Annotated in this window: 20 protein-coding genes; 13 read left to right on the forward strand and 7 right to left on the reverse strand. The window is 65.1% G+C overall.

The annotated features are described in order from the left end of the window. Positions 1–39: 39 nt before the first annotated feature. Positions 40–669, forward strand: coding sequence for a uracil phosphoribosyltransferase (gene upp, locus JQ635_RS28625; RefSeq protein WP_211413124.1), 630 nt, complete (start codon positions 40–42; stop codon positions 667–669). Between the two features lie 202 nt (positions 670–871). Here upp and JQ635_RS28630 read toward each other — a convergent pair whose 3' ends face one another. Both JQ635_RS28630 and JQ635_RS28635 read right to left on the reverse strand, forming a co-directional pair. Continuing rightward, entirely contained in the window at positions 872–1,984 is a 1,113-nt protein-coding gene (locus tag JQ635_RS28630) for a M48 family metallopeptidase (RefSeq protein ID WP_211413125.1), read from the reverse strand. Positions 1,985–1,987: 3 nt separating this feature from the next. After that, complete coding sequence (locus JQ635_RS28635; RefSeq protein WP_211413238.1) at positions 1,988–3,133, reverse strand: YjgN family protein; 1,146 nt, start codon at positions 3,131–3,133, stop codon at positions 1,988–1,990. A 409-nt stretch (positions 3,134–3,542) separates the two neighbouring features. On the opposite strand from JQ635_RS28635, the gene JQ635_RS28640 reads away from it, so the two are divergent. Both JQ635_RS28640 and JQ635_RS28645 read left to right on the forward strand, forming a co-directional pair. Next, positions 3,543–4,808 (forward strand): cytochrome P450, encoded by a 1,266-nt coding sequence (locus JQ635_RS28640; protein WP_211413126.1) that lies wholly within the window; start codon positions 3,543–3,545, stop codon positions 4,806–4,808. 197 nt (positions 4,809–5,005) lie between these two features. Beyond that, positions 5,006–6,280 (forward strand): cytochrome P450, encoded by a 1,275-nt coding sequence (locus JQ635_RS28645; RefSeq protein WP_211413127.1) that lies wholly within the window; start codon positions 5,006–5,008, stop codon positions 6,278–6,280. Between the two features lie 214 nt (positions 6,281–6,494). Here JQ635_RS28645 and JQ635_RS28650 read toward each other — a convergent pair whose 3' ends face one another. Next, positions 6,495–7,415 carry a LysR substrate-binding domain-containing protein gene (locus JQ635_RS28650; RefSeq protein ID WP_211413128.1) on the reverse strand — a complete coding sequence of 307 codons (921 nt, stop codon included), beginning with the start codon at positions 7,413–7,415 and terminating at the stop codon, positions 6,495–6,497. Between the two features lie 125 nt (positions 7,416–7,540). On the opposite strand from JQ635_RS28650, the gene JQ635_RS28655 reads away from it, so the two are divergent. The 4 genes from JQ635_RS28655 to mdlC all read left to right on the forward strand — a co-directional run bounded on the left by JQ635_RS28655 (position 7,541) and on the right by mdlC (position 12,428). Beyond that, on the forward strand, positions 7,541–8,710 hold the full coding sequence (locus JQ635_RS28655; RefSeq protein ID WP_211413129.1) for an acyl-CoA dehydrogenase family protein: 1,170 nt from the start codon (positions 7,541–7,543) through the stop codon (positions 8,708–8,710). A 9-nt stretch (positions 8,711–8,719) separates the two neighbouring features. Beyond that, on the forward strand, positions 8,720–9,823 hold the full coding sequence (locus JQ635_RS28660) for a CaiB/BaiF CoA transferase family protein (protein WP_211413130.1): 1,104 nt from the start codon (positions 8,720–8,722) through the stop codon (positions 9,821–9,823). 14 nt (positions 9,824–9,837) lie between these two features. Beyond that, a complete protein-coding gene (locus JQ635_RS28665) occupies positions 9,838–10,689 on the forward strand; it encodes an FAS1-like dehydratase domain-containing protein (RefSeq protein WP_211413131.1) in 852 nt (283 codons plus the stop codon). 116 nt (positions 10,690–10,805) lie between these two features. Beyond that, positions 10,806–12,428, forward strand: a complete 1,623-nt coding sequence (mdlC, locus tag JQ635_RS28670; RefSeq protein WP_211413132.1) for a benzoylformate decarboxylase — start codon at positions 10,806–10,808, stop codon at positions 12,426–12,428. 86 nt (positions 12,429–12,514) lie between these two features. On the opposite strand, the gene JQ635_RS28675 is transcribed toward mdlC, so the two are convergent. Then, positions 12,515–13,291 carry an SDR family NAD(P)-dependent oxidoreductase gene (locus JQ635_RS28675; RefSeq protein WP_211413133.1) on the reverse strand — a complete coding sequence of 259 codons (777 nt, stop codon included), beginning with the start codon at positions 13,289–13,291 and terminating at the stop codon, positions 12,515–12,517. Positions 13,292–13,366: 75 nt separating this feature from the next. Between JQ635_RS28675 and JQ635_RS28680 the strand changes: the two genes are divergently transcribed. Further along, the gene (locus JQ635_RS28680; protein ID WP_211413134.1) at positions 13,367–13,825 is read left to right on the forward strand and encodes a MarR family winged helix-turn-helix transcriptional regulator; all 459 of its coding nucleotides are present in this window, start codon (positions 13,367–13,369) and stop codon (positions 13,823–13,825) included. A gap of 233 nt (positions 13,826–14,058) precedes the next feature. On the opposite strand, the gene JQ635_RS28685 is transcribed toward JQ635_RS28680, so the two are convergent. Both JQ635_RS28685 and trhA read right to left on the reverse strand, forming a co-directional pair. Continuing rightward, positions 14,059–14,853: an SDR family oxidoreductase gene (locus tag JQ635_RS28685; RefSeq protein ID WP_211413135.1), complete on the reverse strand. Its 795-nt coding sequence runs from the start codon at positions 14,851–14,853 to the stop codon at positions 14,059–14,061. An 83-nt stretch (positions 14,854–14,936) separates the two neighbouring features. Then, the gene (gene trhA / locus JQ635_RS28690; RefSeq protein WP_211413136.1) at positions 14,937–15,632 is read right to left on the reverse strand and encodes a PAQR family membrane homeostasis protein TrhA; all 696 of its coding nucleotides are present in this window, start codon (positions 15,630–15,632) and stop codon (positions 14,937–14,939) included. A gap of 185 nt (positions 15,633–15,817) precedes the next feature. On the opposite strand from trhA, the gene JQ635_RS28695 reads away from it, so the two are divergent. Together JQ635_RS28695 and JQ635_RS28700 are read left to right on the forward strand one after the other, a co-directional pair. Next, positions 15,818–17,287: a YcjX family protein gene (locus JQ635_RS28695; protein WP_211413137.1), complete on the forward strand. Its 1,470-nt coding sequence runs from the start codon at positions 15,818–15,820 to the stop codon at positions 17,285–17,287. Next, positions 17,284–18,312, forward strand: a complete 1,029-nt coding sequence (locus JQ635_RS28700; RefSeq protein WP_211413138.1) for a YcjF family protein — start codon at positions 17,284–17,286, stop codon at positions 18,310–18,312. Before JQ635_RS28695 ends, JQ635_RS28700 begins: the two co-directional genes overlap by 4 nt. Before the next feature lie 176 nt (positions 18,313–18,488). Here the strand turns inward: JQ635_RS28700 and JQ635_RS28705 are convergent, their stop codons facing one another. Next, entirely contained in the window at positions 18,489–19,994 is a 1,506-nt protein-coding gene (locus tag JQ635_RS28705) for a glycosyltransferase family 39 protein (protein ID WP_211413239.1), read from the reverse strand. A 446-nt stretch (positions 19,995–20,440) separates the two neighbouring features. Between JQ635_RS28705 and JQ635_RS28710 the strand changes: the two genes are divergently transcribed. The 3 genes from JQ635_RS28710 to JQ635_RS28720 all read left to right on the forward strand — a co-directional run bounded on the left by JQ635_RS28710 (position 20,441) and on the right by JQ635_RS28720 (position 23,886). Then, positions 20,441–22,174: an adenylate/guanylate cyclase domain-containing protein gene (locus tag JQ635_RS28710; protein ID WP_211413139.1), complete on the forward strand. Its 1,734-nt coding sequence runs from the start codon at positions 20,441–20,443 to the stop codon at positions 22,172–22,174. A gap of 189 nt (positions 22,175–22,363) precedes the next feature. Then, positions 22,364–23,563, forward strand: coding sequence for a molybdopterin-dependent oxidoreductase (locus JQ635_RS28715; protein ID WP_211413140.1), 1,200 nt, complete (start codon positions 22,364–22,366; stop codon positions 23,561–23,563). A 14-nt stretch (positions 23,564–23,577) separates the two neighbouring features. Continuing rightward, positions 23,578–23,886 carry a cytochrome c gene (locus JQ635_RS28720; protein WP_211413141.1) on the forward strand — a complete coding sequence of 103 codons (309 nt, stop codon included), beginning with the start codon at positions 23,578–23,580 and terminating at the stop codon, positions 23,884–23,886. The last annotated feature ends 93 nt before the right edge of the window (positions 23,887–23,979 follow it).

The following is a 23,979-nucleotide window of genomic DNA, read 5'->3' on the forward strand; positions in this document are numbered from 1 at the left end:
TCGCGTTGCACCCAAAGTGCATTTCGTTAGGAGAGTTTCATGGAAGGCGTCACGATCGTCGATCATCCGCTGGTGCAGCACAAGCTGACGCTGGTGCGGGACAAATCCATCTCCACCAAGTCGTTCCGCGAGTTGATCAAGGAGATCGGCATGCTCTTGTGCTACGAGGTGACGCGCGACCTGCCGCTCGCCGACACCGTCATCGAGACGCCGCTGGCGACGATGCACTCGGCCAAGATCGCCGGCAAGAAGCTGGTGTTCGTGCCGATGCTGCGCGCCGGCACCACCTTCGTCGACGGCATGATGGACCTGGTGCCGACTGCGCGCGTCGCGCATATCGGCCTCTACCGCGAGCCGGAGAGTTTTGCCGCGGTCGAGTATTTCTTCAAGTCGCCATCAGACCTCCACGAGCGCCTCGCGGTCGTGGTGACGCCTGTCGTCGCCACCGCCAACACGGCCGTCGCCGCCATCGACCGGCTGAAGGAGCGCGGCGCCAGGGACATTCGCCTCGCCTGCCTGATCGCAGCGCCGGAAGGACTCGAACGGCTGCGTGGATTGCATCCGGATGTGCCGATCTGGACCGCCGCGGTCGACGAAGGCCTCGACGAGAATGGTTTCATTCTGCCCGGCCTCGGCGACGCCGGCGATCGCGCCTACGGAACGCGGTAGTTGGCGAAGACTAAAGTGCAGCAACGAGGAAGGTGCGCTCCCTCTCCCGCTTGCGGGGGAGGGCTGGGGTGGGGGTAGCTCCGCAAGCGAGAACCCCTGAGAGGAGAGAACCCTCACCCGCCGCTACGCGGCGACCTCTCCCGCAAGCGGGAGAGGCTGGAGCGAGCCCGCGACCAATAGCTTCAACCTAAAGCCATTCGACTTAAACCTTCCCGCTGCCGCAAATCAGCTTCAGCGCCTGCCACTCCTTGTCCGTCAGCAGCGGCGGGCCACTGGCGGGGCGATCTTCTTTCGTCATGCGAGCGAGCCGGTCCTCGGTCAGCGGATGGCTGGCGAGGATATTTGTCAGACCAGAGCCGCCTTCCTTGCCGGTGATGCGGAACATCAGCTCGGCCGCGGGTTTCGGCGAGCGGCCGAGCTTGTGCATGATCTCGATCGCGAACGTATCCGCAGCGGTCTCGGCCTCGCGCGAATATGAGGCCTCGACCACGCTGCGCGAAGCGAAGATCACGGCGGATGAGCCGGTAACGTCGCCGAACAAGAGGCCGATCAGGAACGACGTGCCGCCGTTGTAGATCAGCCCGCGCATGTTGTCGTAGTGCTTGAGATGGCCAAGCTCATGGGCGAGGATGCCGGCGATCTCGTCGGGGTTCTCCGCCTTGTCGAGCAGGCCCTTCAGCAGGTACACCTTGCCGCCCGGCAGTGCGAAGGCGTTCGGCACGGACGTCGGCAGCACGCCGGCGGTCATGGAATCGTCGTCGAGACCTGCCGCATCGCGCAGGCGGTTGACGAGCTTGGTGAACGCGGCCTTGCCCGCGGGGTCTTCGCAGACGTTGCGGCCGAAGATGGTTTTCACCTGGACTTCCGACGCATCGCCGATGCGCCGCTCGATTGGCTTCGGCACCAGCGGCGCAAGACGGTCTGCGGCGAGCGGCACGCCGAACAAGACGACGCAGACGATGGAGACGGCGGCCGCCACCGACCAGCCGACAATCTTTGCAATACCGCGGCGCGAGGTCTGGTGCTCGTCGAGACGGGAGCAGCGGGCAATCAATTCCGCCGCAAGCGCGGCGTCGCGAATCTCGAGCCGCGCCAGGGGCGCGGCAGCAGTACAGGCGAGACGCAGCAGACCGGCCGGACTGTCGGCGCGGCGGATATCGGCATAGGCCCAGCGAACGGGCGTTCCGCCCTCCTCAACGATCTCGAGCGCATCGCCGAGCGTCAGGGAAACCTGCCGCCTGCGGCTCGACACGCCGTCGAAGAAGATGGTCGGCTTGGCCGGCTGCGCCGGGGCCTCGGTGGACACATCACTCACAGCTCAGAATCCTGCGACATCGAGCCCGTCGGCAAAACCTTCGCCGAGCGCGCTGGCAAGCTCGCCGCTGCCGCGCACGTCCGCCGCGGCCGCGATGTTGTGCACCTCGACGGTCTCCAGCACCTTGGCCCAGAGATCGCGCTGAAGATAGACGCGCATCACGATGTTGAGGGCAAGGGCGAGCGCGAAGTAACCGATGACCATGATCACCAGCATCGGGATGCTCTTGGTGGGATCGCCGGGCCCGAACAGTTGCTCGGCCGAGAGGCCGCTCAGCTGGACGACGAGCGCGGTGGCGCCGCCGAGATAGGCGCCGAAGATCATCGAGAGCAGCACCCACCAGCCGATCACCTTCCAGTACAGGCCGTAGAACGCATTGTGCGGAAGCTCCGAGGACAGGCTGACGCCGCCGATGCGGATGCCGTCCAGCCACCAGCGCCACTCGCGCGCCTTGAACTCGGCATAGAAGAACGGTGCGAGCGGGAAGATGAAGAACGCGATCGGGCTCAGCAGCCACAGCCACCAGCCGCGCTTGAAGAAGGTCCAGCCGTTGCCTTCGAAATCGCCGCGCAAATCGCCGTAATGGGTGTGCTGCATCTTGTAACGTTCGAGCGACGCCTCGCGCCAGGGCAGCGCCAGGCCGACGGTCAGGAACACCAGGAGGCCCCACGCCATGGCGCGGAACGCATAGGCCCAGCCCGACCCGTCCATCCAGAACCGCACGCCACGCCAGACCGTGCGCGTCAGGCGATAGCGCCGCGCACGAAAGATCGCGAACTGGCCGAAAGCGTAGAAGCTGATGAACAGCGGCGTCGAGGCAAAGCCCTGCCAGCGCTCGAACTCGATGCCGATGAGGAAGTAGGCGAGATAGATCGGCACCAGGATCGCGAGCGCGAACAGGAAGCCGACCAGGAGCTCCTTGCCGCGGCCGGTATATTCGGCGGCGTCGCCGTCGATCGCGGTGTGCGTCCACAGATGCCGCCGGATGTCGGTGACGAGCCAGAACCGGTAGAAACCGAAGGTGACGAGCTCAAGCATGGCACCCTTGGTGACCATGTTCAGGAACCCGGACCGACTGCCGCTGAAATCCACCCGCGTCGGCGGCAATGGCGGCGGGACCGGTTCGGAGCCGATGGGGGTCCATTGCATGTCGTTCACGGCGGCAACCTCGGGGTGCGCATCTGCTGCGGTCAAACTATAGATCAGAGATTAGTCGATCCCCAAGATGGGCGGGTTCGATTTACCCCGTTTCAGGTCGATTTCTTGCATGATTTCATGACGAACGGCGTGCGGAGGATCACGCTGGCGATGTCCCGTAGCCCGGATGGAGCGCAAGCGTAATCCGGGGCAGCGTCAATGGCGGCGCCAATCCCGGATTGCGCTTCGCTCCATCCGGGCTACGGATCGACGCCATCCGGGCTACGCACCCGACCTCCCCCAAAGGTTGGATGTGGCAAAACTCTCCCTTGCTCCGGCGCAGACAACCGGCTGTAATTGCAAATCAAATACCGCAGCGCAGAATTCAAAGACGCGCGGAGCAACGCCAGGGAGAACGGTCATGCATGGGACCATCGAGAGCGCGTCCAAGCTCGACGCACTTCGCGAGCGCGCGTCGACATTGCCGCTGGAGCAATTCGATCCGGGCGATCCGGAACTGTTCAGGACCGATACGTTCTGGCCCTATTTCGATCGCCTGCGCCGGGAAGATCCCGTGCACTATTGCAAGGACTCGATGTTCGGCCCGTACTGGTCGGTGACGCGCTACAACGACATCATGGAGATCGAGACCAACCATTCGGTGTTCTCCTCCGCTTCCGCGCTCGGCGGCATCACCATCCGCGATATCGATCCGGATCTGCGGCGCGAGAGCTTCATCTCGATGGACCCGCCGCGCCACGCGGCGCAGCGCAAGACCGTGGCGCCGATGTTCACGCCGACGCATCTGGACAATCTCGCGCTCAACATTCGCAAGCGCTCGGCCGAGTGCCTGGACAATCTTCCCCGCGGCGAGGTGTTCGACTGGGTCGACCAGGTCTCGATCGAGCTCACCACGCAGATGCTCGCGGTGCTGTTCGACTTCCCGTGGGAGGACCGCCGCAAGCTGACGCGCTGGTCGGATGTCGCCACCACCATTCCCGGCCCCGACGGCCTCGTCGCCACCGAGGACGAACGGCAGGCCGAGCTGACGGAATGCGCGGGCTACTTCGCGAGGCTGTGGAAGGAGCGCATCGAACAGCCGCCGAAGAGCGACCTGCTCTCCATGATGGCGCATGGCGCCGCGACGCGCGACATGGATGCGAAGAACTTCCTCGGCAATCTCGTCCTGTTGATCGTTGGCGGCAACGACACCACCCGCAACACCATGTCGGGCTCGCTTCTCGCACTGAGCCAGCATCCGGAGCAGTATCGCAAGCTGCGCGAGAATCCTGCTTTGCTCGACAGCTTCGTGCCGGAGGTGATCCGCTGGCAGACGCCGCTGGCGCATATGCGCCGCACCGCGCTCGCCGATTTCGAGTTCCGCGGCAAGCAGATCAAGAAAGGTGACAAGGTCGTGATGTGGTACGTCTCGGGCAACCGCGACGAAGAGGCGATCGAAAAGCCCTACGATTTCATCATCGACCGCGCGCGGCCGCGCACGCATCTCTCCTTCGGCTTCGGCATCCACCGCTGCGTGGGCCTCAGGCTTGCTGAACTCCAGCTCAAGATTATTTGGGAAGAGATTCTCAAGCGCTTCGACCATATTGACGTGGTCGGCGAACCGAAGCGGGTCTATTCGAGTTTCGTGAAGGGACTTGAGACGTTGCCGGTGAAGATCGCGGCGTAGATCGCAGTAAGCAGTAACGATGAGTTCGACGACGCCTACAAGAAAGGTGCGCCCCCTCTCCCGCTTGCGGGAGAGGGTTGGGGAGAGGGTATCTCCACAACGGGATAATCCCCAAGAGGAGAAAACCCTCACCCGGCGCTACGCGCCGACCTCTCCCGCAAGCGGGAGAGGTTGGAAACCAACCTGGAGCCACGACCATGAACATCCAAGCGCCGGTTAAAGTGGACAAGGCCGAACGCATGCGCAAGGCGCGCGAGGAGGCCTATGCGACCCCGCTCGCGCAGTTTCACCCCGGCGCGCCACGGCTGTTCCAGGACGACACGCTGTGGCCGTGGTTCGAGCGGCTGCGCAAGGAAGAGCCGGTGCATTACTGCACCAATGCGCCGATCGAGCCGTACTGGTCGGTGGTGAAATACAACGACATCATGCATGTCGACACCAACCACGGCATCTTCTCCTCGGACTCGACGCTCGGCGGCATCTCGATCCGCGACGTGCCGGAAGGCTACGACTATCCGAGCTTCATCGCGATGGACCAGCCCCGGCATTCGGCGCAGCGCAAGACGGTGTCGCCGATGTTCACGCCGACACACCTGGACGAGCTGGCAAAACTGATCCGCCAGCGTTCGCAGACCGTGCTGGACAATCTGCCGCGCAACGAGACCTTCAATTTCGTCGAGCGCGTCTCGATCGAGCTGACGACGCAGATGCTGGCGACTTTGTTCGACTTCCCCTGGGAGGAGCGGCGCAAGCTGACGCGCTGGTCCGACGTCTCCACCGCACTGCCCAAGAGCGGCATCGTCGCCTCGGCCGAGGAGCGCCGCCGCGAGATGGACGAATGCTACGCCTACATGTCCAGGCTCTGGAACGAGCGCGTCAACTCCGCGCCGCGCAACGATTTGTTGTCGCTGATGGCCCACAACGACGCCACGCGCCACATGGACCCCGACAACCTCATGGGCAACATCATCCTGCTCATCGTCGGCGGCAACGACACCACACGGAACACCATGACCGGCTCGGTGCTGGCGCTGAACGAGAACCCGGACCAGTACGACAAGCTGCGCGCCAACCCTGAAATGATCGATTCCATGGTGCCGGAGGTGATCCGCTGGCAGACGCCGCTCGCGCATATGCGGCGCACCGCGCTTGCCGATACGGAGATCGGCGGCAAGCAGATCAAGAAGGGCGACCGCGTCGTGATGTGGTACGTCTCCGGCAATCGCGACGACGAGATGTTCGACAGACCGAACGATTTCATCATCGACCGCCCGCGCCCGCGCACCCACCTCTCCTTCGGCTTCGGCATCCACCGCTGCGTCGGCATGCGGCTGGCCGAATTGCAGCTGCGGATCGTCTGGGAGGAGATGCTGAAGCGGTTCGACCGGATCGAGGTGGTCGGCGAGCCCAAGCGGATCTATTCCAGCTTCATCAAGGGGTACGAGTCGCTGCCGGTGAGGATTCCGGGGTAGGCTCTATCCTCCGTCATTGCGAGCGCAGCGAAGCAATCCAGAGTCTTTCCGCGGAGGGGATTCTGGATTGCTTCGCTGCGCTCGCAATGACGAGTTCCGGGATGCACATGCCGTCTCATTCGCAGTGCCCCTAGCCCAGCTATAAAATTTCGGCATGACAGCTCACGCCAGATGCGAAGGCAAGTCGGCGCCTGACTGTTCTACGACACAGCATCTAACTCAATTTGATGTCCCACACGCCTTCCTTGCGGCAGGCGGCGACTTCCTCGCGCAGGAGCGCGGTGATGGCCAGCGAGGCCGTCGAGGCCGGGCGGTCGATCGGAGAAGCGAAAATGAGCTCGCGCGTCATCGGCTTGGACACGGCGGTGGTTTCCAGCCGCCCCTCCGCGACCTCGCCATGGACCGACGACGGCGGCAGCAGCGCGAAACCGAGCCCTTCCTCGACGAGGCTGGTCAGCACGCGGAACGAATCCGCCTCTAACTGGACGTCGAGCTTGATCTTGCGCTGGGCGGCGGCGTGCTCGATCAGCGCGCGGAGGCCATGGGAATGACTGGGCAGCACCAGCCGTTGCCGCAGCAGCCAGCCGACATCGACGCTCTTCTTGCGCGCAAGGCCGCAGCCGCGCGGGCCGACCGCAACGATGTTGTCGCGGCCGAGGCTCTGCACATTGAGGTGCAGATCGGCGGAGCGGCCGTAGAGGATGGCGAGATCCATCTCGCCGCGATGCAGCCATTCGACCAGATGGCCGCTGTAGCTCTCGACGATGCGCAGCGAAATGCCGGGAAATTTTTCGACGCAGCGCCGCGCAAAGCGCGCCGACAACACGCAGCTCACGGTCGGAACCAGGCCGAGCACGACCTGCCCCGACGGCGGCCCCTTGGCCGACTGGATGTCGTCGCGGATCTGGTCGATCTGCCGCACGATGCCGGAGGTGCGCGCGAGCAGGAGGCGCCCGGCGTCGGTCAGCACCATGCCGCGGCCGTTGCGCGTGAACAGCTCGGTGCGCAGCTCGTGTTCCAGCAGCTTGATCTGCCTGGAGAGCGCCGGCTGCGCCACGCGCAGCGTGTCGGAGGCCTTGGACAGGCTGCCAAGCTCCGCCACGCAACTGAAGGTTCTGAGCTGCCGGAAATCCATGCTTGCCAATCCTGGAAGGCTACTTCATACGCTATAACAAATGAGCATAGGGGGCTGGCGTCGTTTTCACAACGCCAGAGGATGGGCCGGCGTTATCTTAACTGCCGCTACAATTGGGAAACGCCATGAGTGAAGAACACCACACCGAAGATCACGCCGACATCCGCGAGGCCGTCGCAAAGCTCTGCGCGCAGTTTCCCGGCGAATACTGGCGCAAGCTCGATCGCGAGATGGCCTACCCGAAGGCCTTCGTCGATGCGCTGACGCAGGCGGGTTACCTCTCGGTGCTGATCCCGGAAGAGTATGGCGGCGCGGGGCTGAAGCTTTCGGCTGCCGCTGCGATCCTCGAAGAGATTCAGCGCGCCGGCTGTAACGGCGGCGGCTGCCACGCCCAGATGTACACGATGGGCACGGTGCTGCGGCACGGCAATGCCGAGCAGAAGGCAAAATACCTGCCGAAGATCGCGAGCGGCGAATTGCGCCTGCAGGCCTTCGGCGTCACCGAGCCGACCAGCGGCACCGACACCTCGTCGCTGAAGACCTTTGCGCGCAAGGAAGGCAACGACAGCTACATCGTCAACGGCCAGAAGATCTGGACCAGCCGCGCCGAGCATTCCGATTTGATGGTGCTGCTGGCGCGCACCACGCCGAAGGAGCAGGCCAAGAAGCGCACTGACGGCCTTTCGGTGTTCATCGTCGACATGCGCGAGGCCAAGAACAATGGCCTCGAGATCCGCCCGATCCGCACCATGATGAACCACGCCACCACCGAAGTGTTCTTTACCGACATGAAGGTACCGGCGGAGAATTTGATCGGCGAGGAAGGCAAGGGTTTTCGCTACATCCTCTCCGGCATGAATGCCGAGCGCATTTTGATCGCGGCCGAATGCGTCGGCGACGCAAAATGGTTCATCGCCAAGGCGACGAACTACGCCAAGGAGCGCAGCGTTTTCGGCCGTCCCATTGGCCAGAACCAGGGCATCCAGTTCCCGATCGCCAAGGCCTACGCCTCGATGCGCGCGGCCGAGCTGATGGTGAAGGAGGCCACGCGCAAATACGAGGCCGGCCTCGACTGCGGCGCGGAGGCCAACATGGCCAAGATGCTCGCGGCGGATGCGTCGTGGGAGGCGGCCAATGCCTGCATCCAGACCCATGGCGGCTTCGGCTTTGCCGAGGAATACGACGTCGAGCGCAAATTCCGCGAGACGCGGCTCTACCAGGTGGCACCGATCTCCACCAACCTCGTGCTGTCCTACGTCGCCGAGCATGTGCTCGGCATGCCGCGCTCGTACTGAGGTTACGCCATGGGAGCACTTGACGGGATCAGGGTGATTGCGGTTGAGCAGGCGGTGGCGGCGCCGTTCTGCTCCTCGCGCCTGGCGGATGCCGGCGCAGAGGTGATCAAGATCGAGCGGCCCGAAGGCGATTTCGCCCGCGGCTATGACGCAGCGGCCAAGGGCCAGAGCAGCTATTTTGTGTGGCTCAACCGCGGCAAGCAATCGGCGATCGTCGATCTCGCGACGAAAGAAGGTTGCGCCGAGCTGGAGAAGCTGATCGCCAGCGCCGACGTGCTCATTCAAAACCTCAAGCCGGGCTCGATGGACAAGCTCGGCTTCTCCCGCGAGCGCTTACTGAGAGACTATCCAAAGCTGATCTCGTGCACCATCACCGGCTATGGCGACGAGGGCCCCTACGCGCATCGCAAGGCCTATGACCTCCTGATCCAGGCCGAGAGCGGGCTTGCCTCGATCACCGGCAACCCTGATGGCGCCTCGCGCGTCGGCATGTCGATCGTGGATGTTGCGACCGGGGCCACCGCGCATGCGGCGATCCTGGAGGCGCTGATCGGGCGTAGCCGCACCGGCAAGGGTGCCGACATCCGCATCTCGATGTTCGACGTGATGGCGGACTGGTGCACCGTGCCGCTGCTCAATTCCGAAGCCGGCAATCCGCCCAAGCGCATGGGCCTGCGCCATCCCTCGATCGCGCCCTATGGCGTGTTCACCTCGAAGGACGGCAAGGACATCCTGATCTCGATCCAGAGCGAGCGGGAGTGGAAGACGCTGTGCGCGAAGGTGCTGGATCAGCCCGATCTGCCCAGCGATCCGCGCGTCGCCAACATGGTCGAGCGCGTGCGCAACCGCGACTTCACCGACAAGACCGTCGCCGACATCTTCGGCAAGATGACGCGCGACGAGCTCTTGAAGCGGCTGTCGGATGCCGACATCGCCTTTGCCGAGGTCAATACCATGGCCGACCTCACCAACCATCCGCATCTGCGCCGCATCGAGGTCGACACGCCGAACGGACGCGTCAGCTATCCCGCGCCGGCGCCGATCATCGTCGGCGAGACGCGCAGCTATGGTGCCGTGCCCGCGATCGGCGAAAAGCCCCAATCCAAGAAGTAACAGAGCGAGGCGTCATGACCGAGAAGCTCGACATCGATCACTTGCGGCAGTGGATCGGCCGCAGCACGGAGGCGACCGACATCGTTACCGCACAGCTCGTCATGGGCCTGCGCGCGACGCTGTTCCAGGAAGTCGGCGAGCCCAAAAAGGGCGATGCCGCACCGTTCACGGTGCATTGGTGCCTGGCGCAGCCGGTGTTTCCGATGTCGATGCTCGGACCCGACGGCCACCCGACCCGCGGTGGCTTCCTGCCGCCGGTGCCGCTGCCGCGCCGGATGTGGGCCGGCGGCGAGATCGAGTTTTTGCAGCCGCTTTGCGTCGGCGATGAGTCGACCCGGACGTCGCGCATTGCCGATGTGCAGGTGAAGACAGGATCGACCGGCACGCTGTGCTTCGTCTCGGTCGAGCACAGCATCTCTTGCCCACGCGGCGTCGCGATCCGCGAGCGGCAGGACATCGTCTATCGCGAGATGACGAGCAGTGCGCCGGCTGGCGGCAAGGCGCCGCCTCCGCCGCCGAACGCGCAGCACCGCGAGACCCACGTCTCCGATCCCGTGCTGTTGTTCCGTTATTCCGCGCTGACCTTCAACGGCCACCGCATCCATTACGACCGCGACTACGTGACCAAGGTCGAAGGCTATCCGGGCCTGATCTTCCACGGCCCGTTGCAGGCGGCGCTGATCGTGGAGATGGCGGCGAAGCTGCGCGGCGGCAAGGCGCCGAAGAAGTTCACCTATCGCGGGCTTCAGCCGCTGTTCGAGGGCACCGAGTTCTCCGTCAATGCCAATGACAGCGGCGAGAGCATGGAGCTGTGGACCGCGAACGCGGAGGGACAGCCGACGATGAAGGGGACGGCGGTGTGGTGATAGACTTCCCGTCATTCCGGGACGGTCCGCAGGACCGGACCCGGAATCTCGAGATTCCGGGTTCGCTTCGCGCCCCGGAATGACACCATAACAATAAGCACGCGGGGACGGAAACCATGGCCAAGAACGGCAAGACCGGCAGCAAGTCCGTCACCGTCAAGCAGGCGACGCTCGACCTGCTGCGCGCCTTCGGCATCGACAGGGTATTCGGCAACCCTGGTTCAACCGAGCTGCCGTTCCTGAGCGACTGGCCCGGCGACATCGACTATGTGCTGGCGCTGCAGGAGGCGAGCGCCGTCGGCATGGCCGACGGCTATGCGCAGGCGACGCGCAATGCCGGCTTCGTCAATCTGCATTCGGCGGCCGGCGTCGGCAACGCGCTCGGCAACATCTACACTGCGCATCGCAACCAGACCCCGCTGGTGATCACCGCGGGCCAGCAAGCGCGCTCGATCCTGCCCTTGCAAGCGTTCCTCTATGCCGAGCGTGCGTCGGAGTTTCCGCGGCCCTACGTCAAATACAGCGTCGAGCCGGCGCGGCCCGAGGACGTGCCCGCCGCCATCGCGCGGGCCTACTACACCGCGATGCAGCCGCCGTGCGGTCCGACCTTCGTATCGATCCCGATCGACGACTGGACGCACGCGACAGCGCCGATCGAAGCGCGCAAGGTCAGCCGCGAGATCGGGCCAGAGCCGGAAGCGATGAAAGCGCTGGTCGAAGCGCTCGGCTCGGCAAAGCACCCCGCCCTCGTCGTCGGTCCCGGCGTTGACCGCGCTGGCGCGGTGGACCTGATGGTGCGTGTGGCCGAGAAGGCCAAGGCCAGCGTCTGGGTCAGCCCGTTCTCGGCACGCTGCTCGTTTCCGGAACGTCATCCGCAATTCGCAGGCTTTTTGCACGCTTCGCCGGCCCAACTCTCCGACGCGCTGCGCGAGCACGATCTCGTCGTCGTCATCGGCGCGCCCGTGTTCACCTTCCACGTCGAGGGCCATGCCGCGATTTTTGATGGCGGCGCGACGATCTTCCAGATCACGGATGATGCAGATGCGGCCGCGGTGACGCCGGTCGGCACCAGCATCGTCGCGACGATGAAGCCGGCGTTGAGCCTATTGCTAGACATGCTGCCCGACAGCAAGCGCGCCACGCCAAAAGGCCGCACGCTGCCGCCGGCGCCGCAGGCCGCCGATCCGCTGCCGGTCGAATTCCTGCTCCATTCGCTGTCGCAGGCGATGCCCGATGGCGCCTCGCTGGTCGAGGAAGTCCCGTCACATCGGCCGGCGATGCAAAAATTCCTGCCGATGCGCGGCCAGGACAGCTTTTACACCATGGCGAGCGGCGGCCTCGGCTATTCCCTGCCCGCCGCCGTCGGCATGTCGCTGGGCAAGCCGAAGCAGCGTACCGTGTGCCTGATCGGCGACGGCTCGGCGATGTATTCGATCCAGGCGCTGTGGACGGCTGCGCAACGCAAGCTGCCGCTGACCGTGGTCGTCATCAACAACTCCGGCTACGGCGCGATGCGCTCGTTCAGCCAGGTGATGCAGGTGCGGAACGTGCCCGGGCTGGAGCTGCCGGGGATCGACTTCGTCCGGCTCGCCGAGGGCATGGGCTGTCATGCCGTACGGGTGAGCAAGGCGGCGGAGCTCGGCGAGGCGTTGAAGCGCGGGATGGCGCATGAAGGCACCAGCCTCGTTGAGGTCGTCGTGGATTCGGCCGTGCCGGTGCTGTACGGGCAGAAGCATTAGGGGCGCGCAGTACCGTAGCCCGGATGAGCGCAGCGATATCCGGGGTGCTGCAATAAAGATCCCGGATGTCGCTTCGCTCATCCGGCCTACGAAGCGAGAAATCCCCCATCCGCCGCGAGCACGTGGCCGACCACATACGACGACGCATCCGACGACAGCCACACCACGGCTTCCGCCACCTCCTCCGGGCTGCCCATCCGCCGCAGCGGCAGGCCGGCGCTCACCGTTGCGACATCGCCAACGCCGGCGCGCAGCATCATGTCGGTGACGACGCGGCCGGGCGCAATCGCATTGATGCGGATTCCGCGCGGGGCGTTCTCCATCGCAGCCGAACGCGTCAGCGAGATCGCGGCAGCCTTGGAGGCCGAATACAGCGAGAAGCCGGGATTGGGATTGCGCATGCCGCTGACGGAGGCATTGACGACGATGCTGCCGCGCCCCTGCGCGAGCATCGCCGGCAATTGATGCCGCAGGCAGAGGAACAGCGCGCGGACATTGGTGTCGAACACGCTATCGTAGATGTCAGTGCCCTGCTCCTCCAGCGGCGCGCGGCGCTCCTGAAAGCCGGCATTGTTGAAGGCGACGTCGAGCCGGCCGCAACGCTTGACGGCGGTGCCGACGAGGCGCGCGACCTCGTCCTCGTGCGTGATGTCGGTCTTGAGCGCAATTGCTTCCGCACCGAGCTCGCGGCAGCCTAAGGCGGTCGCCTCGATCTCGGCTTCGCGCCGGCCGGCAATGATGACCGCTTCCGCGCCCTCGGACGCCATCCGCAAGGCCGTGGCGCGTCCGATGCCGCTGCCGCCACCAGTGACGAGGCAGACCTTGCCCGTCATCCGCATCCCGGTTGGCAAAGTTCCGGTCATGGCCCACTCCAAAACGCTTGCATGCGCCACTTTGCGCATATAGTTGTATCGTACAACTATATGCCGGGAGTCAAGATGGCCGAGCTTGCGCTGATCGACGACATCCGCGCCGCCTCGCGGCTGATGGTGCGCGAGCTCGGCTTCATGGATGCGACGGTGGCGGCGTCGGACTATCCGCCCTCGGCCGTGCACACGATCCTGGAGATCGGCATCCGCGGTCCCATGACGTCGGGCGAGCTCGGCGATTTCCTGCGACTGGAGAAATCCAGCGTCAGCCGCCTGGTGCGCAAGCTGATCGATTGCGGCGAGCTGCGGGAGACGCCGGACGAACTTGACGCGCGCAGCAAGCTGTTGTCGCTGACGGCGAAGGGACGGCGCACGCTGGAGGCGCTGCATGCGTTCGGCCGCCAGCAGGTACGCGGCGCGCTGGCGGCATTGACGGCGGACGAGCAGCGCACGGTGCGCGAGGGGATGATGCTCTATGCGCGGGCGCTCAGGCAGAGCCGGGTGGAGGAAACGCAATCGACCGCCTAATCAAAGGTGTCGTCCTGGCGAAAGCCAGGACCCATTACCCCAGGGAGTAGTTTGGCGAAGACTTGTCGTCCGGTATTGCGACCACGGCAAGGTCGATGGACCTCGCGGTATGGGTCCCGGCCTTCGCCGGGACGACACCAATTGTTTGGCGCGAGCGGTGGCTCGCAATGCGAGGCCCGGAATCTCGAGATCCCGGGTTCAATGCCTCGCATCGCCCCGGGATGTCCTGACGGTCACTTCCCGAACTCTTCCCGCATCTTCGCCTGGATCTTGGCCATGCCGCCGATCCAGCGGTCGTAGTTCTCGGTCTTCTTGCGCATGTAGCCGAGCACCTGGGGGTGCGGCAGGATCAGGAACGTCTCCTGCTCGAGGCCGGCGATCACGTCGTTGGCGACCTGCTCGGGCGTCAGGTCGCCGTCGCCGGATTGCGGGCCCTTCGGGATCGAGCGCAGCATGTTGGTGTCGACGCCCTGGGGGCAGAGGATCGAGACCTTGATGTTGTGGGCCTTGTGCGAGATCGCGAGGTTCTCGGCAAAACCCACGGCGGCATGCTTCGTGGTCGAATAAGCGGGGCTGCCGACCTGCGACAACAGGCCCGCGGCCGAGATGGTGTTGAGGAAATAGCCGCCGCCGCGCGCCTTCATGCGGGGGATGAGATGCCGCGCGGCATAGACATGGGCCATGACGTGGATCGCCCAGCTGCGCTGCCAGGGCTCGTCGGAGGCGCCACCGGCATTGACCGACATCGGATCGAAGCCACCGCCGATGCCGGCATTGGAGCAGAACAATTCGATCGGGCCGAACTGCCGTTCGGTCTCCTCGATGACGTGGGCGATATCCTTTTCCTGCGCGACATCGCATTTGAACGCCGCGCCATCGACCATGGCGGCGACCGCCCGCGCATTGGCGGCGTCCATGTCCGCGACGACGACCTTGGCGGCGCCCGCCCTGTGAAAGGCCTCGCACAGCGCCCTGCCGATGCCGTTTGCGCCGCCCGTGACGACCACAACCTTGCCGGTCACCTGCATGCGACGTCTCCTCTTGTCTTGTATTGTCTTATTGTCTTGTACCGCTTTATACCGCGCCGCTTATTCCGCGTCGCGGGTCCTGCTCAGCTCAACACGAGGTCGAGCACCGCGGTATAATGGCATGCCGCGCCGGCCAAGACAAAGCCGTGCCAGATCGCATTCTGGAAGCGCAGCCGCCGCCAGGCGTGGAAGATCACGCCAAAGCTGTAGAGCAGGCCGCCCGCAAGGATGAAGCCAAGCACCAGCGCAGGCAGCGCCTCAACCACGGGACCATAGAGCATCACCCCGCTCCAGCCCATGGCGAGATAGATGCCGACCGAGACGCGGTCGAACCGGCCGGGGTAGAAGAGCTTCAGCACGATGCCGAGAATGGCGACGCACCAGACGCCGGCGAGCAGCACCAGCGCGAACACGCTGTTCTTCAGCTCCAGGATGAACGGCGTGTAGGTCGCCGCGATCAGCAGATAGATCGCGGAATGATCGAACCGCCGCAGCAGCCATTTCGCCGGCGACACCGGCCAGAGATTATAGGTCGCCGACAGCACCAGCATCGAGAGCAGGCCGGCGACGTAGATCGAGACCCCGACGATGTCGGTCGCCGTCGCATAGACCGCCGTCAGCACCACCAGCACGGTCGCGGCGATGAGGCCGGCGAGAACGCCGATCGCGTGGATGACGCCATCGGCGATCAGCTCGGCACGATCGTAGTCCCAGCCGATCACGTCGGCCGCGGCGTGGACGGAGGAGGATGCAAACTGTTTCAGCTGGAAGACGGTCATGGCAATCCGGGAAAGGCTAAGGCAATGCCCTCTTCTATGGGTGTTTCGGGACCGGCGCGTCGTTCAAACGGCTGAATTACCGACAAAGGCGGTGGAAGTATGAAAGCTTGATTTTCCTCAACCAGTTGCCACTTTTGTGACTAATCCATTTTGCGTACCCCTCGCCCGAGCCCCCTCACGTTCATATGGCATTCAGTTTCCAGGATATGGTCGAGGAGGCGCGGCTGTCAGCCCGGGCGCTGATCGACTATGGCGAGCATTTCTTCAACCCGACGGTGCGGCTTGGTGTCACCGGTCTGTCGCGCGCCGGTAAGACCGTATTCATCACCGCGCTGATCCATGGACTGACGCGTGGCGGCCGGTTTCCGGTGTTCGAGGCCTATGCCTCGGGCCGGATCGCGCGGGCGCATCTGGCGCCGCAGCCTGATGATGCCGTGCCGCGCTTTGCCTATGAGAACCATCTGCGCTCGCTGGTCGAGGAGCGGCGCTGGCCGAACTCCACCGTCGACATCAGCGAGCTCAGGCTCGTCATCGACTACCAGCGCCCGAACGGCGCCGACCGCACCTTGACGCTCGACATCGTTGACTATCCCGGCGAATGGCTGCTCGACCTGCCGCTGCTGCAGAAAAGCTACGAGCAATGGTCCATGGAGAGCCTGGCGCTGTCGCGCGAGGCGCCGCGCGCGCATCTTGCCAGCGAATGGCACGTGCATCTCGCAACACTCAAACCCGATGCGCGCGAGGACGAGCAGGCGACGCTCGCGGCCGCAAGGCTCTTCACGGATTATTTGCGCGCCTGCCGCGACGAACGTTTCGCCATGAGCCTGCTGCCGCCCGGCCGCTTCCTGATGCCCGGCAATCTCGCAGGCTCCCCCGCGCTGACCTTTGCGCCGCTCGACGTGCCCGCGGGCGGACAGGCGCCCGAGGGATCGCTATGGGCCATGATGGTGCGACGCTACGAGGCCTACAAGGACGTCGTGGTGCGACCGTTCTTCCGGGATCATTTTGCGCGGCTCGATCGCCAGATCGTGCTGGCCGATGCGCTCGCTGCGTTCAACTCCGGCCCGGAGGCGCTGCACGATCTCGAGGCCGCGCTTGCCGGCATTCTCGATTGCTTCAACATCGGCCGCAGCACGATCCTCTCCAGCCTGTTCCGGCCGCGCATCGATCGCATCCTGTTCGCGGCGACCAAGGCGGACCATCTGCATCATTCCAGTCACGACCGGCTCGAGGCCGTGCTGCGCCGCGCGGTCACCCGCGCCGTCGCGCGCGCGGAAAATACCGGCGCGGCGATCGACGTCGTGGCGCTCGCCGCGGTACGCGCCACGCGCGAGGCGCAGGTCGCCCATGGCCGCGACAAATTGCCGTCGATCCTGGGAACGCCGACCGCGGGCGAGAGCGCCGGCGGCGAATTCTTCGACGGCAGCACGGAGGTCGCGACCTTCCCGGGCGATTTGCCGCTGGATCCCGAGCCGCTGTTCAACGGCAAAGACGCGTTCCAAGGCCTTTCCACGCAAGCCGCCGAGAAGAGCGACTTCCGTTTCCTGCGCTTCCGCCCGCCAAAGCTCGAACGCGAGGGAACGGACGAGCCCGCGCTGCCACATATCCGCCTCGACCGTGCCTTGCAGTTCCTGATCGGAGACAAGCTCGCATGAACGATCGATCGAAGCCACGGCGGCCGGCAACGTTCCGGCTCGACGATCCCGGCGTCGTCGTTACCGAAGCCGACGAGACCAGCCGCCTCGCCCGCGCGACGATCCAGATCACGCCGGAGCCCGATCCATCGACATTGCCGGTACCGGTTCAAGCCGCGCTGCCGGCGCGGCGCGGTTTCCCCTGGGGCACGCTGTTCTGGTCGGGGCTTGCGGGATTGACGCTGCTCGGCACCGGGCTCGGCGTGGTCCGCCTGATCGAGGACCTGTTTGCGCGCAGCGAGAGCCTCGGCTTCGTCGGGCTCGGCTTCGCTTTCGTCACCGCGTTGGCGCTCGCCGTCGTGATCGGGCGCGAGGCCTTTGGCCTCGCGCGCCTCGCAACCATCGAGAAGCTGCATGCGCGCGCTGCTGCCGTCCTTGCAAGCGACGACCGCAAGGAAAGCCGCGTCATCGTGCAGGACCTGCTCAAAATCGCTCACCAGAACCCGCAGCTCGCGCGCGCACGCGCCACGCTGGAAAGCCACGCCGGTGAGATCATCGACGGCGCGGACATGATCCGACTTGCCGAGCGCGAGTTGATGTCGCCGCTGGATGCCGAGGCGCGCCGGCTGGTGTCGTCGGCCGCGCAAAAGGTCTCGATCGTCACCGCGGTCTCGCCCCGCGCCGCGATCGACGTGCTGTTCGTGTTCGTCGCCGCGCTGCGCCTGATCCGCCAGCTCGCCTATCTCTATGGCGGCCGTCCCGGCGCACTCGGCATGATCCGCCTGCTCCGCCATGTCATCGCCCATCTCGCCATCACCGGCGGCATGGCCGCGAGCGACAGCCTGGTGCAGCAAATGCTCGGCCACGGCATCGCGGCAAAGCTGTCGCAGCGGCTGGGCGAAGGCGTGCTGAACGGCCTGCTGACGGCGCGGCTGGGATTGGCTGCGATCGACGTGACGAGGCCGCTGCCGTTCGCGGCGCTGCCGCAGCCGAAGCTGTCGGACCTGGCGACGGATCTGTTGCGGAAGAAGGATGACGAGGAGTAGCGGCCTCTTCCCCTCTCCCCTTGTGGGAGAGGGTGGCTCGCCGCGTAGCGGCGAGACGGGTGAGGGGTCTCTATCCGCGCAGGCAGCCTCTGCCGTGTGGATAGATACCCCTCATCCGGCGCTTCGCGCCACCTTCTCCCACAAGGGGAGAAGGGAAGAGGTCCGAGCTTGCCGCTCTATCCGACCGAACGTTTTTCGAATTCCCCCGCCAGCACGCGCCATTGGAACAGCGGCGAGTCCTTTGGCGGCGAGAGCTCCGGGGTCCAGCCGGAGAGCTTTTCGATCACGTAGGTATCCGTCACAACACCGCGCCAGCGGCGCTCGACTTCGCCGAGCTGCTCGCGCTTCGCCGGGATATTCTCCCACTGCGACGAACGATTGTCCGGCACACGGCCGACATAGATACCGGCGTGTCCCTTGATCTTATCCATGCCGGGATCGCGGAAATCCTGGAAGCGGCCGCGCTCGTTGATCTCGATGACGGGCACGCGGCCCCGGAACAGCCAGCGCATCATGGCGTAGGTGCGGTAGTCCGTGGTCGCGATCCAGGTCGCGCCTGTTTCATCCAGTGCGGCCTGCGCGCGCGCCGCGACCTGCTCATAGCCGGCCTCGGCGCCGATCGGATCGATCTTGCCGAGCAGATTCCAGGGCGCCGCGACGTAATAGAGGAACACGATCACGACGAAGGCGATGCCCGAGACGATCGCCGTCTTCATCCAGAACAGGCTCGACCGGATCATCCGCGCGGACCATTTTTCCCGCGGCAGCATGACGAGGTTCACCGCCGCAGCGGCAAAACCGACCGGCCACATGAACATCGGCCAGGTGTCGCCGACCCGGAGCGTCAGCGATTTCACCAGGAAATAGAGAAACGGCACCAGCACCGCAGTCGACAGCAGGATCGCGACCGGCTCGCGCGTGCGATAGCCGCGCCATGCGGTCGTCACCAGGGCCGACAGCACCACCGGCAGCATGACGAAACCGACGAGGCCGAATTGCAGACCGATGTAGTCGCCGACCGTCCGCAGCGAGATGCCGTAATTGGTGGTGGCGCGCACGCCCTGGAAGCGAATCGACGCCCAGTCGTGCTGCACGTTCCAGATCAAGACCGGCGAGAACACCACGAGCGCAACCAGCACGGCGAGATAAGGGAAAGGGCTGCGCAACCAGCGCCAGCGCCAGTCCGGCACCAACAGAAAGGCGGCGACCGCCGGCGCGAACAGGACCACGGTGAATTTCGACAGCATCGCGAGGCCAGCGAACAGGCCGGCCGCCAGCCACCAGCGGCCGTCGCCGCCCTGCGCGAGCCGCACCAGGGACCATATCATCGCCACCGCGAGCGGGATCATGGCGACATCAGGCGCGACCTTGGCCACTAGCAGGCCGTAATAGAGCGCGGCCTCCGGCATCAGCACGGCGAACACGACCGCCCGCGCGTCATGCGTGAGGCGCCGGACGATGTCGGCGAGCAGCAGCTGCGTCACCAGCATCGCGACGATGCCGCCGAAGCGCACCCCGAGCGGAGTGTCGCCGAAGATCGCGGTTCCGAAACGGATCAGCCAGGCGATGCCGGGGGGATGATCGAGGAAGCTGAGCGCGGCCTCCTTCGACCAGGTCCAGTAATAGGCCTCATCCGTGCGCAGCTCGATCACGGAGGCATAGATGATGCGGAGCAGCGTCATCGCCGCGATGATCAGCACGGCAACAAGGATGAGACGGCGCTCGGCGCCGTCTGGCTTCTCGGAGATGTCGGGAGCGATCGTCACGGCCGCGCTTTTCCCCGACTTGGGAGGGGGAGTCAATGTAGGGTAGGCCCTCTCCCCGTCGTCCCGGACAAGCGCAGCAAAGCGGAGCGCAGATCCGGGACCCATACTCCCAGGCAGAGGTTTGACGAAGATTCGGAGTTGCCATCCCGCGCCAGAACTACTCCCTGTGGTTATGGGTCCCGGATCAGCGCGCGCTTTGGGCGCGCTTGTCCGGGACGACAGCGGAGTGTGACCGCGGCAGCGCGCCTTTGCCTACCCTACGATTTCGTAACCTTGCCGCGCATGTGATCCGCCCAGCTGTCCGCGGCGGGAATTAAACGCTAGGCTGGCTGTTCTCCTCCATGAACTGATACAACCGAATCATGGCCACCGCTCCCGTCCACATGCCCGAACTCGTCCGCGCGACCAGCGTGCGGCAGGTGCGGCTCGTCTGCGGCATCATCCTGTTCTCTTATGTGGTCAGCCATTTCCTCAACCATGCGCTCGGCAACATCTCGGTCGACGCCATGGAGGCCGGTGTCCACTACCACATGCTGTTCTGGCAGTTCCTGCCCGTCGCGATCGTGTTCTACACCGCGGCGCTGACCCATATGGGGCTCGGCATCTACGCGCTGTATCAGCGCCGGCAGTTCCGCTGGAAGACCATCGAGCCGCTGCAGCTCGTGCTGGGGCTGAGCATCCCGGCCCTCGTCATGGCGCATGTGATCGGCGTGCGACTGGGCCAGACGCTGTACGGACACCAAAAACTCTATCCGCAGGAGCTCTATCTGTTCTTCATCGGCGCGCCCGGCCGGCTCTGGCAGATGACGATCCTGCTGCTGATCGCCTGGGTGCACGGCTGCATCGGCATCTATTTCTGGCTTCGCCTGAAGCCGTTCTTCACGCGCGCGGCGCCCTATCTGCTCGCGGCTGCCGTGCTGGTGCCGACCCTGTCGCTGCTCGGAATCTACCAGGGCGGCCGCAGTGTTGAGATCGACGCCGACGACGGGGAATGGCGTACGCACAACCTCACGCGCCGTCAGCTTGGCTCGATCGCCGAAGCCAATACGCTCGACCGCATCACCGGCGGCCTCACCGCCGGCTATTTCGGGTTGCTGGGACTGGCGCTGGCGGCGCGCGGCGTGCGGGCCTGGCGCGAGCGGCGCGGCGGCATGATCGCGCTGTCCTACGGCAACGGCAAGACGGTGCGCGTGCCAAAGGGCCTCTCCGTGCTGGAAGCGAGCCTGCGCCACAACGTCCCGCATGCCAGCGTCTGCGGCGGCCGCGCCCGCTGCTCGACCTGCCGCATCCGCATCATCGGCGACCATGGCGCCCTGCCCCAGCCGTCGCAGCGCGAGGCCTTCGTGCTGGCCCGTGTCGGCACCGCCGATCCCTCGATCCGGCTGGCGTGCCAGCTGCGTCCGGACTGCGACCTCTCCTTCTTCCAGCTCTTCACGCCCCACACCCATGCGACGGACGGGCAGGCCACGACGCCAGCGCGCATCGGCCAGGAGCGCTATCTCGTCAGCCTGTTCGTGGACATGCGCGGCTCGACGCAGCTCGCCGAGAAGCGGCTGCCGTTCGACACCGTCTTCATCGTCAACCGTTTCCTCGGCGCGGTGTCGCAGGCCGTGATCGCGAATGGCGGCCAGCCCAACCAGTTCGTCGGCGACGGTATGTTGGCGCTGTTCGGGCTGTCGGCGGATCCGCAAGAGGCCTGCCGGCAGGCGCTGAAAGCTGCCAGCAGCCTCGCTGCGAATATCGACGAGTTGAATCAGCTCCTCAGCCACGATCTGCGCCAGCCGATCCGCTTCGGCATCGGCATACACGGCGGCGAGGTCATCATCGGCGACATCGGCTATCGCGATCACATCGTCTTCACGGCCCTCGGCGATGCCGTCAACGTCGCCGCCCGCCTCCAGGACATGACCAAGACGCTCGCCTGCGAGGCGATCGTCTCCGAGGAAGTGCGCCGCACCGCCGGCCTTGCGGACGACGCCCTACCGCAGCAGGAGGTCGCGATCCGCGGCCGCGACGAGCCGATGGCCGTGCGCGTGGTCGCGGATGCGAGGGAGCTGGCGGGGCTGGTCGATCGCAGCGCACGCGTGGCGGCGTAAGGCGCGAGCTACGCGGAAGGTGCGCTCCCTCTCCCGCTTGCTTACAAACGTAACACCGGCTTGCTGCGACGCAGCGGCATGGACCTGCTGCGAAAGCACGAATTGACTTCATGCAAATCGGTGCAACAGATGAGCGCAGGTTTCGCGGTGATGACCGCGACCCAACGAAAAAGCTCCGGGAGGAGACACATGATCGACAGACGCGACCTGCTCAAGGGAGCAGGCCTTGCCGCGTTGGCGGCAGGATTTGGCGCCACCAAGGCGCTGGCCCTCGACACCGTCACCCTGCCCTTCGCCAATGGCGAACGGCCGCTGGTGAAATATCCGCAGAAGCGGCCGATGATCGGGCTCACCAGTCGGCCGCCGCAGCTCGAGACGCCGTTCGCTGTGTTCAACGACGGCCCGCTGACGCCGAACAACGCCTTCTTCGTGCGCTATCACCTCTCCGACCTGCCCTACAATCTCGACCCCGACAAGTTCACGCTGGAGGTCAAGGGCAAGGTCGACAAGCCGCTGAAACTGTCGCTGAAAGACATCCGGAAGATGAAGGCGACCGAGATCGTCGCCGTCAATCAGTGCTCCGGCAACAGCCGCGGCTTCTTCGAGCCGCGCGTCGCCGGCGGCCAGCTCGCCAATGGCGCGATGGGCTGCGCACGCTGGCGCGGCGTGCCGCTGAAGGCCGTGCTGGAGATGGCGGGCGTGCAGAGCGGCGCCAAGCAGGTCACCTTCAACGGCATGGATGGCCCAGTCAGCGACAAGACGCCTGACTTCATCAAGGCGCTCGATCTCGATCACGCCACCGACGGCGAGGTGATGCTGGCTTACGGCATGAACGGCGAAGATCTGCCGTTCCTCAACGGCTTTCCGCTGCGCCTGGTCGTGCCCGGCTATTACGGCACCTACTGGGTCAAGCACCTCAACGAGATCACCGTCATCGACAGCGTCTATGACGGCTTCTGGATGAAGTCGGCCTATCGCATTCCCGATACGCCGAACAACGCCATCGAGCCGGGCACCACGCCGAAGGCGACGATCCCGATCAACCGCTTCACCATCCGCTCCTTCATCACCAGCGTGCCTGATGGCGCCAAGCTGAAGGCGGGAGCGACAACCCTGCGCGGCATCGCCTTCGACGGCGGCAAGGGCATCAAGGAGGTCCAGGTCTCCACCGACGGCGGCAAGACCTGGGCGAGCACGAAGCTCGGCAAGGATCTCGGCAAATACGCGTTCCGCGAATGGAAGCTGCCGGTGAAGCTCGCGGCCGGCACCGTTGAGCTCAAGGTCCGCGCCACCGGCAATGGCGGCGAGATCCAGCCGGATACGCCGCGCTGGAACCCGGCGGGTTATTTGCGCAACGTCGTCGAAACCGTCCGCGTCAGCGTGGCCTGAGGGGGAGAATGATCATGCAGCGCACCGTTCTCATCTCCGTCACGCTCGCCCTCGCCGCCGTGGTGGGTTCGGCGCTTGCAGCGCCGGTCAACTACAAGACCCCCGACGAGGTCGCCGCGTTCAAGCCCGGGCCAAATCTCGAAGTGGTGCAGGGCAATTGCACCGCCTGCCACTCGTCCGACTACATCAACACCCAGCCGCCGATGAAGGACAAGAAGGCCTTCTGGCAGGCCGAGGTGACCAAGATGATCAAGGTCTATGGCGCCCCGATCGACGACGCCGACGTCGGCAAGATCGTCGATTATCTGTCCGCGACTTATTGACGGACGTCACGCGGCGCACGGGCCGATTGACCGCGAAACGGGCAAAACCGGCAAAAACGCCGCGAAGTTGAGCGGAATTCGGCAAAAGGCTGA

It is taken from the genome of Bradyrhizobium iriomotense, assembly GCF_018130765.1.
In the GTDB taxonomy this organism is placed as follows: Bacteria; Pseudomonadota; Alphaproteobacteria; order Rhizobiales; family Xanthobacteraceae; genus Bradyrhizobium; species Bradyrhizobium iriomotense_A.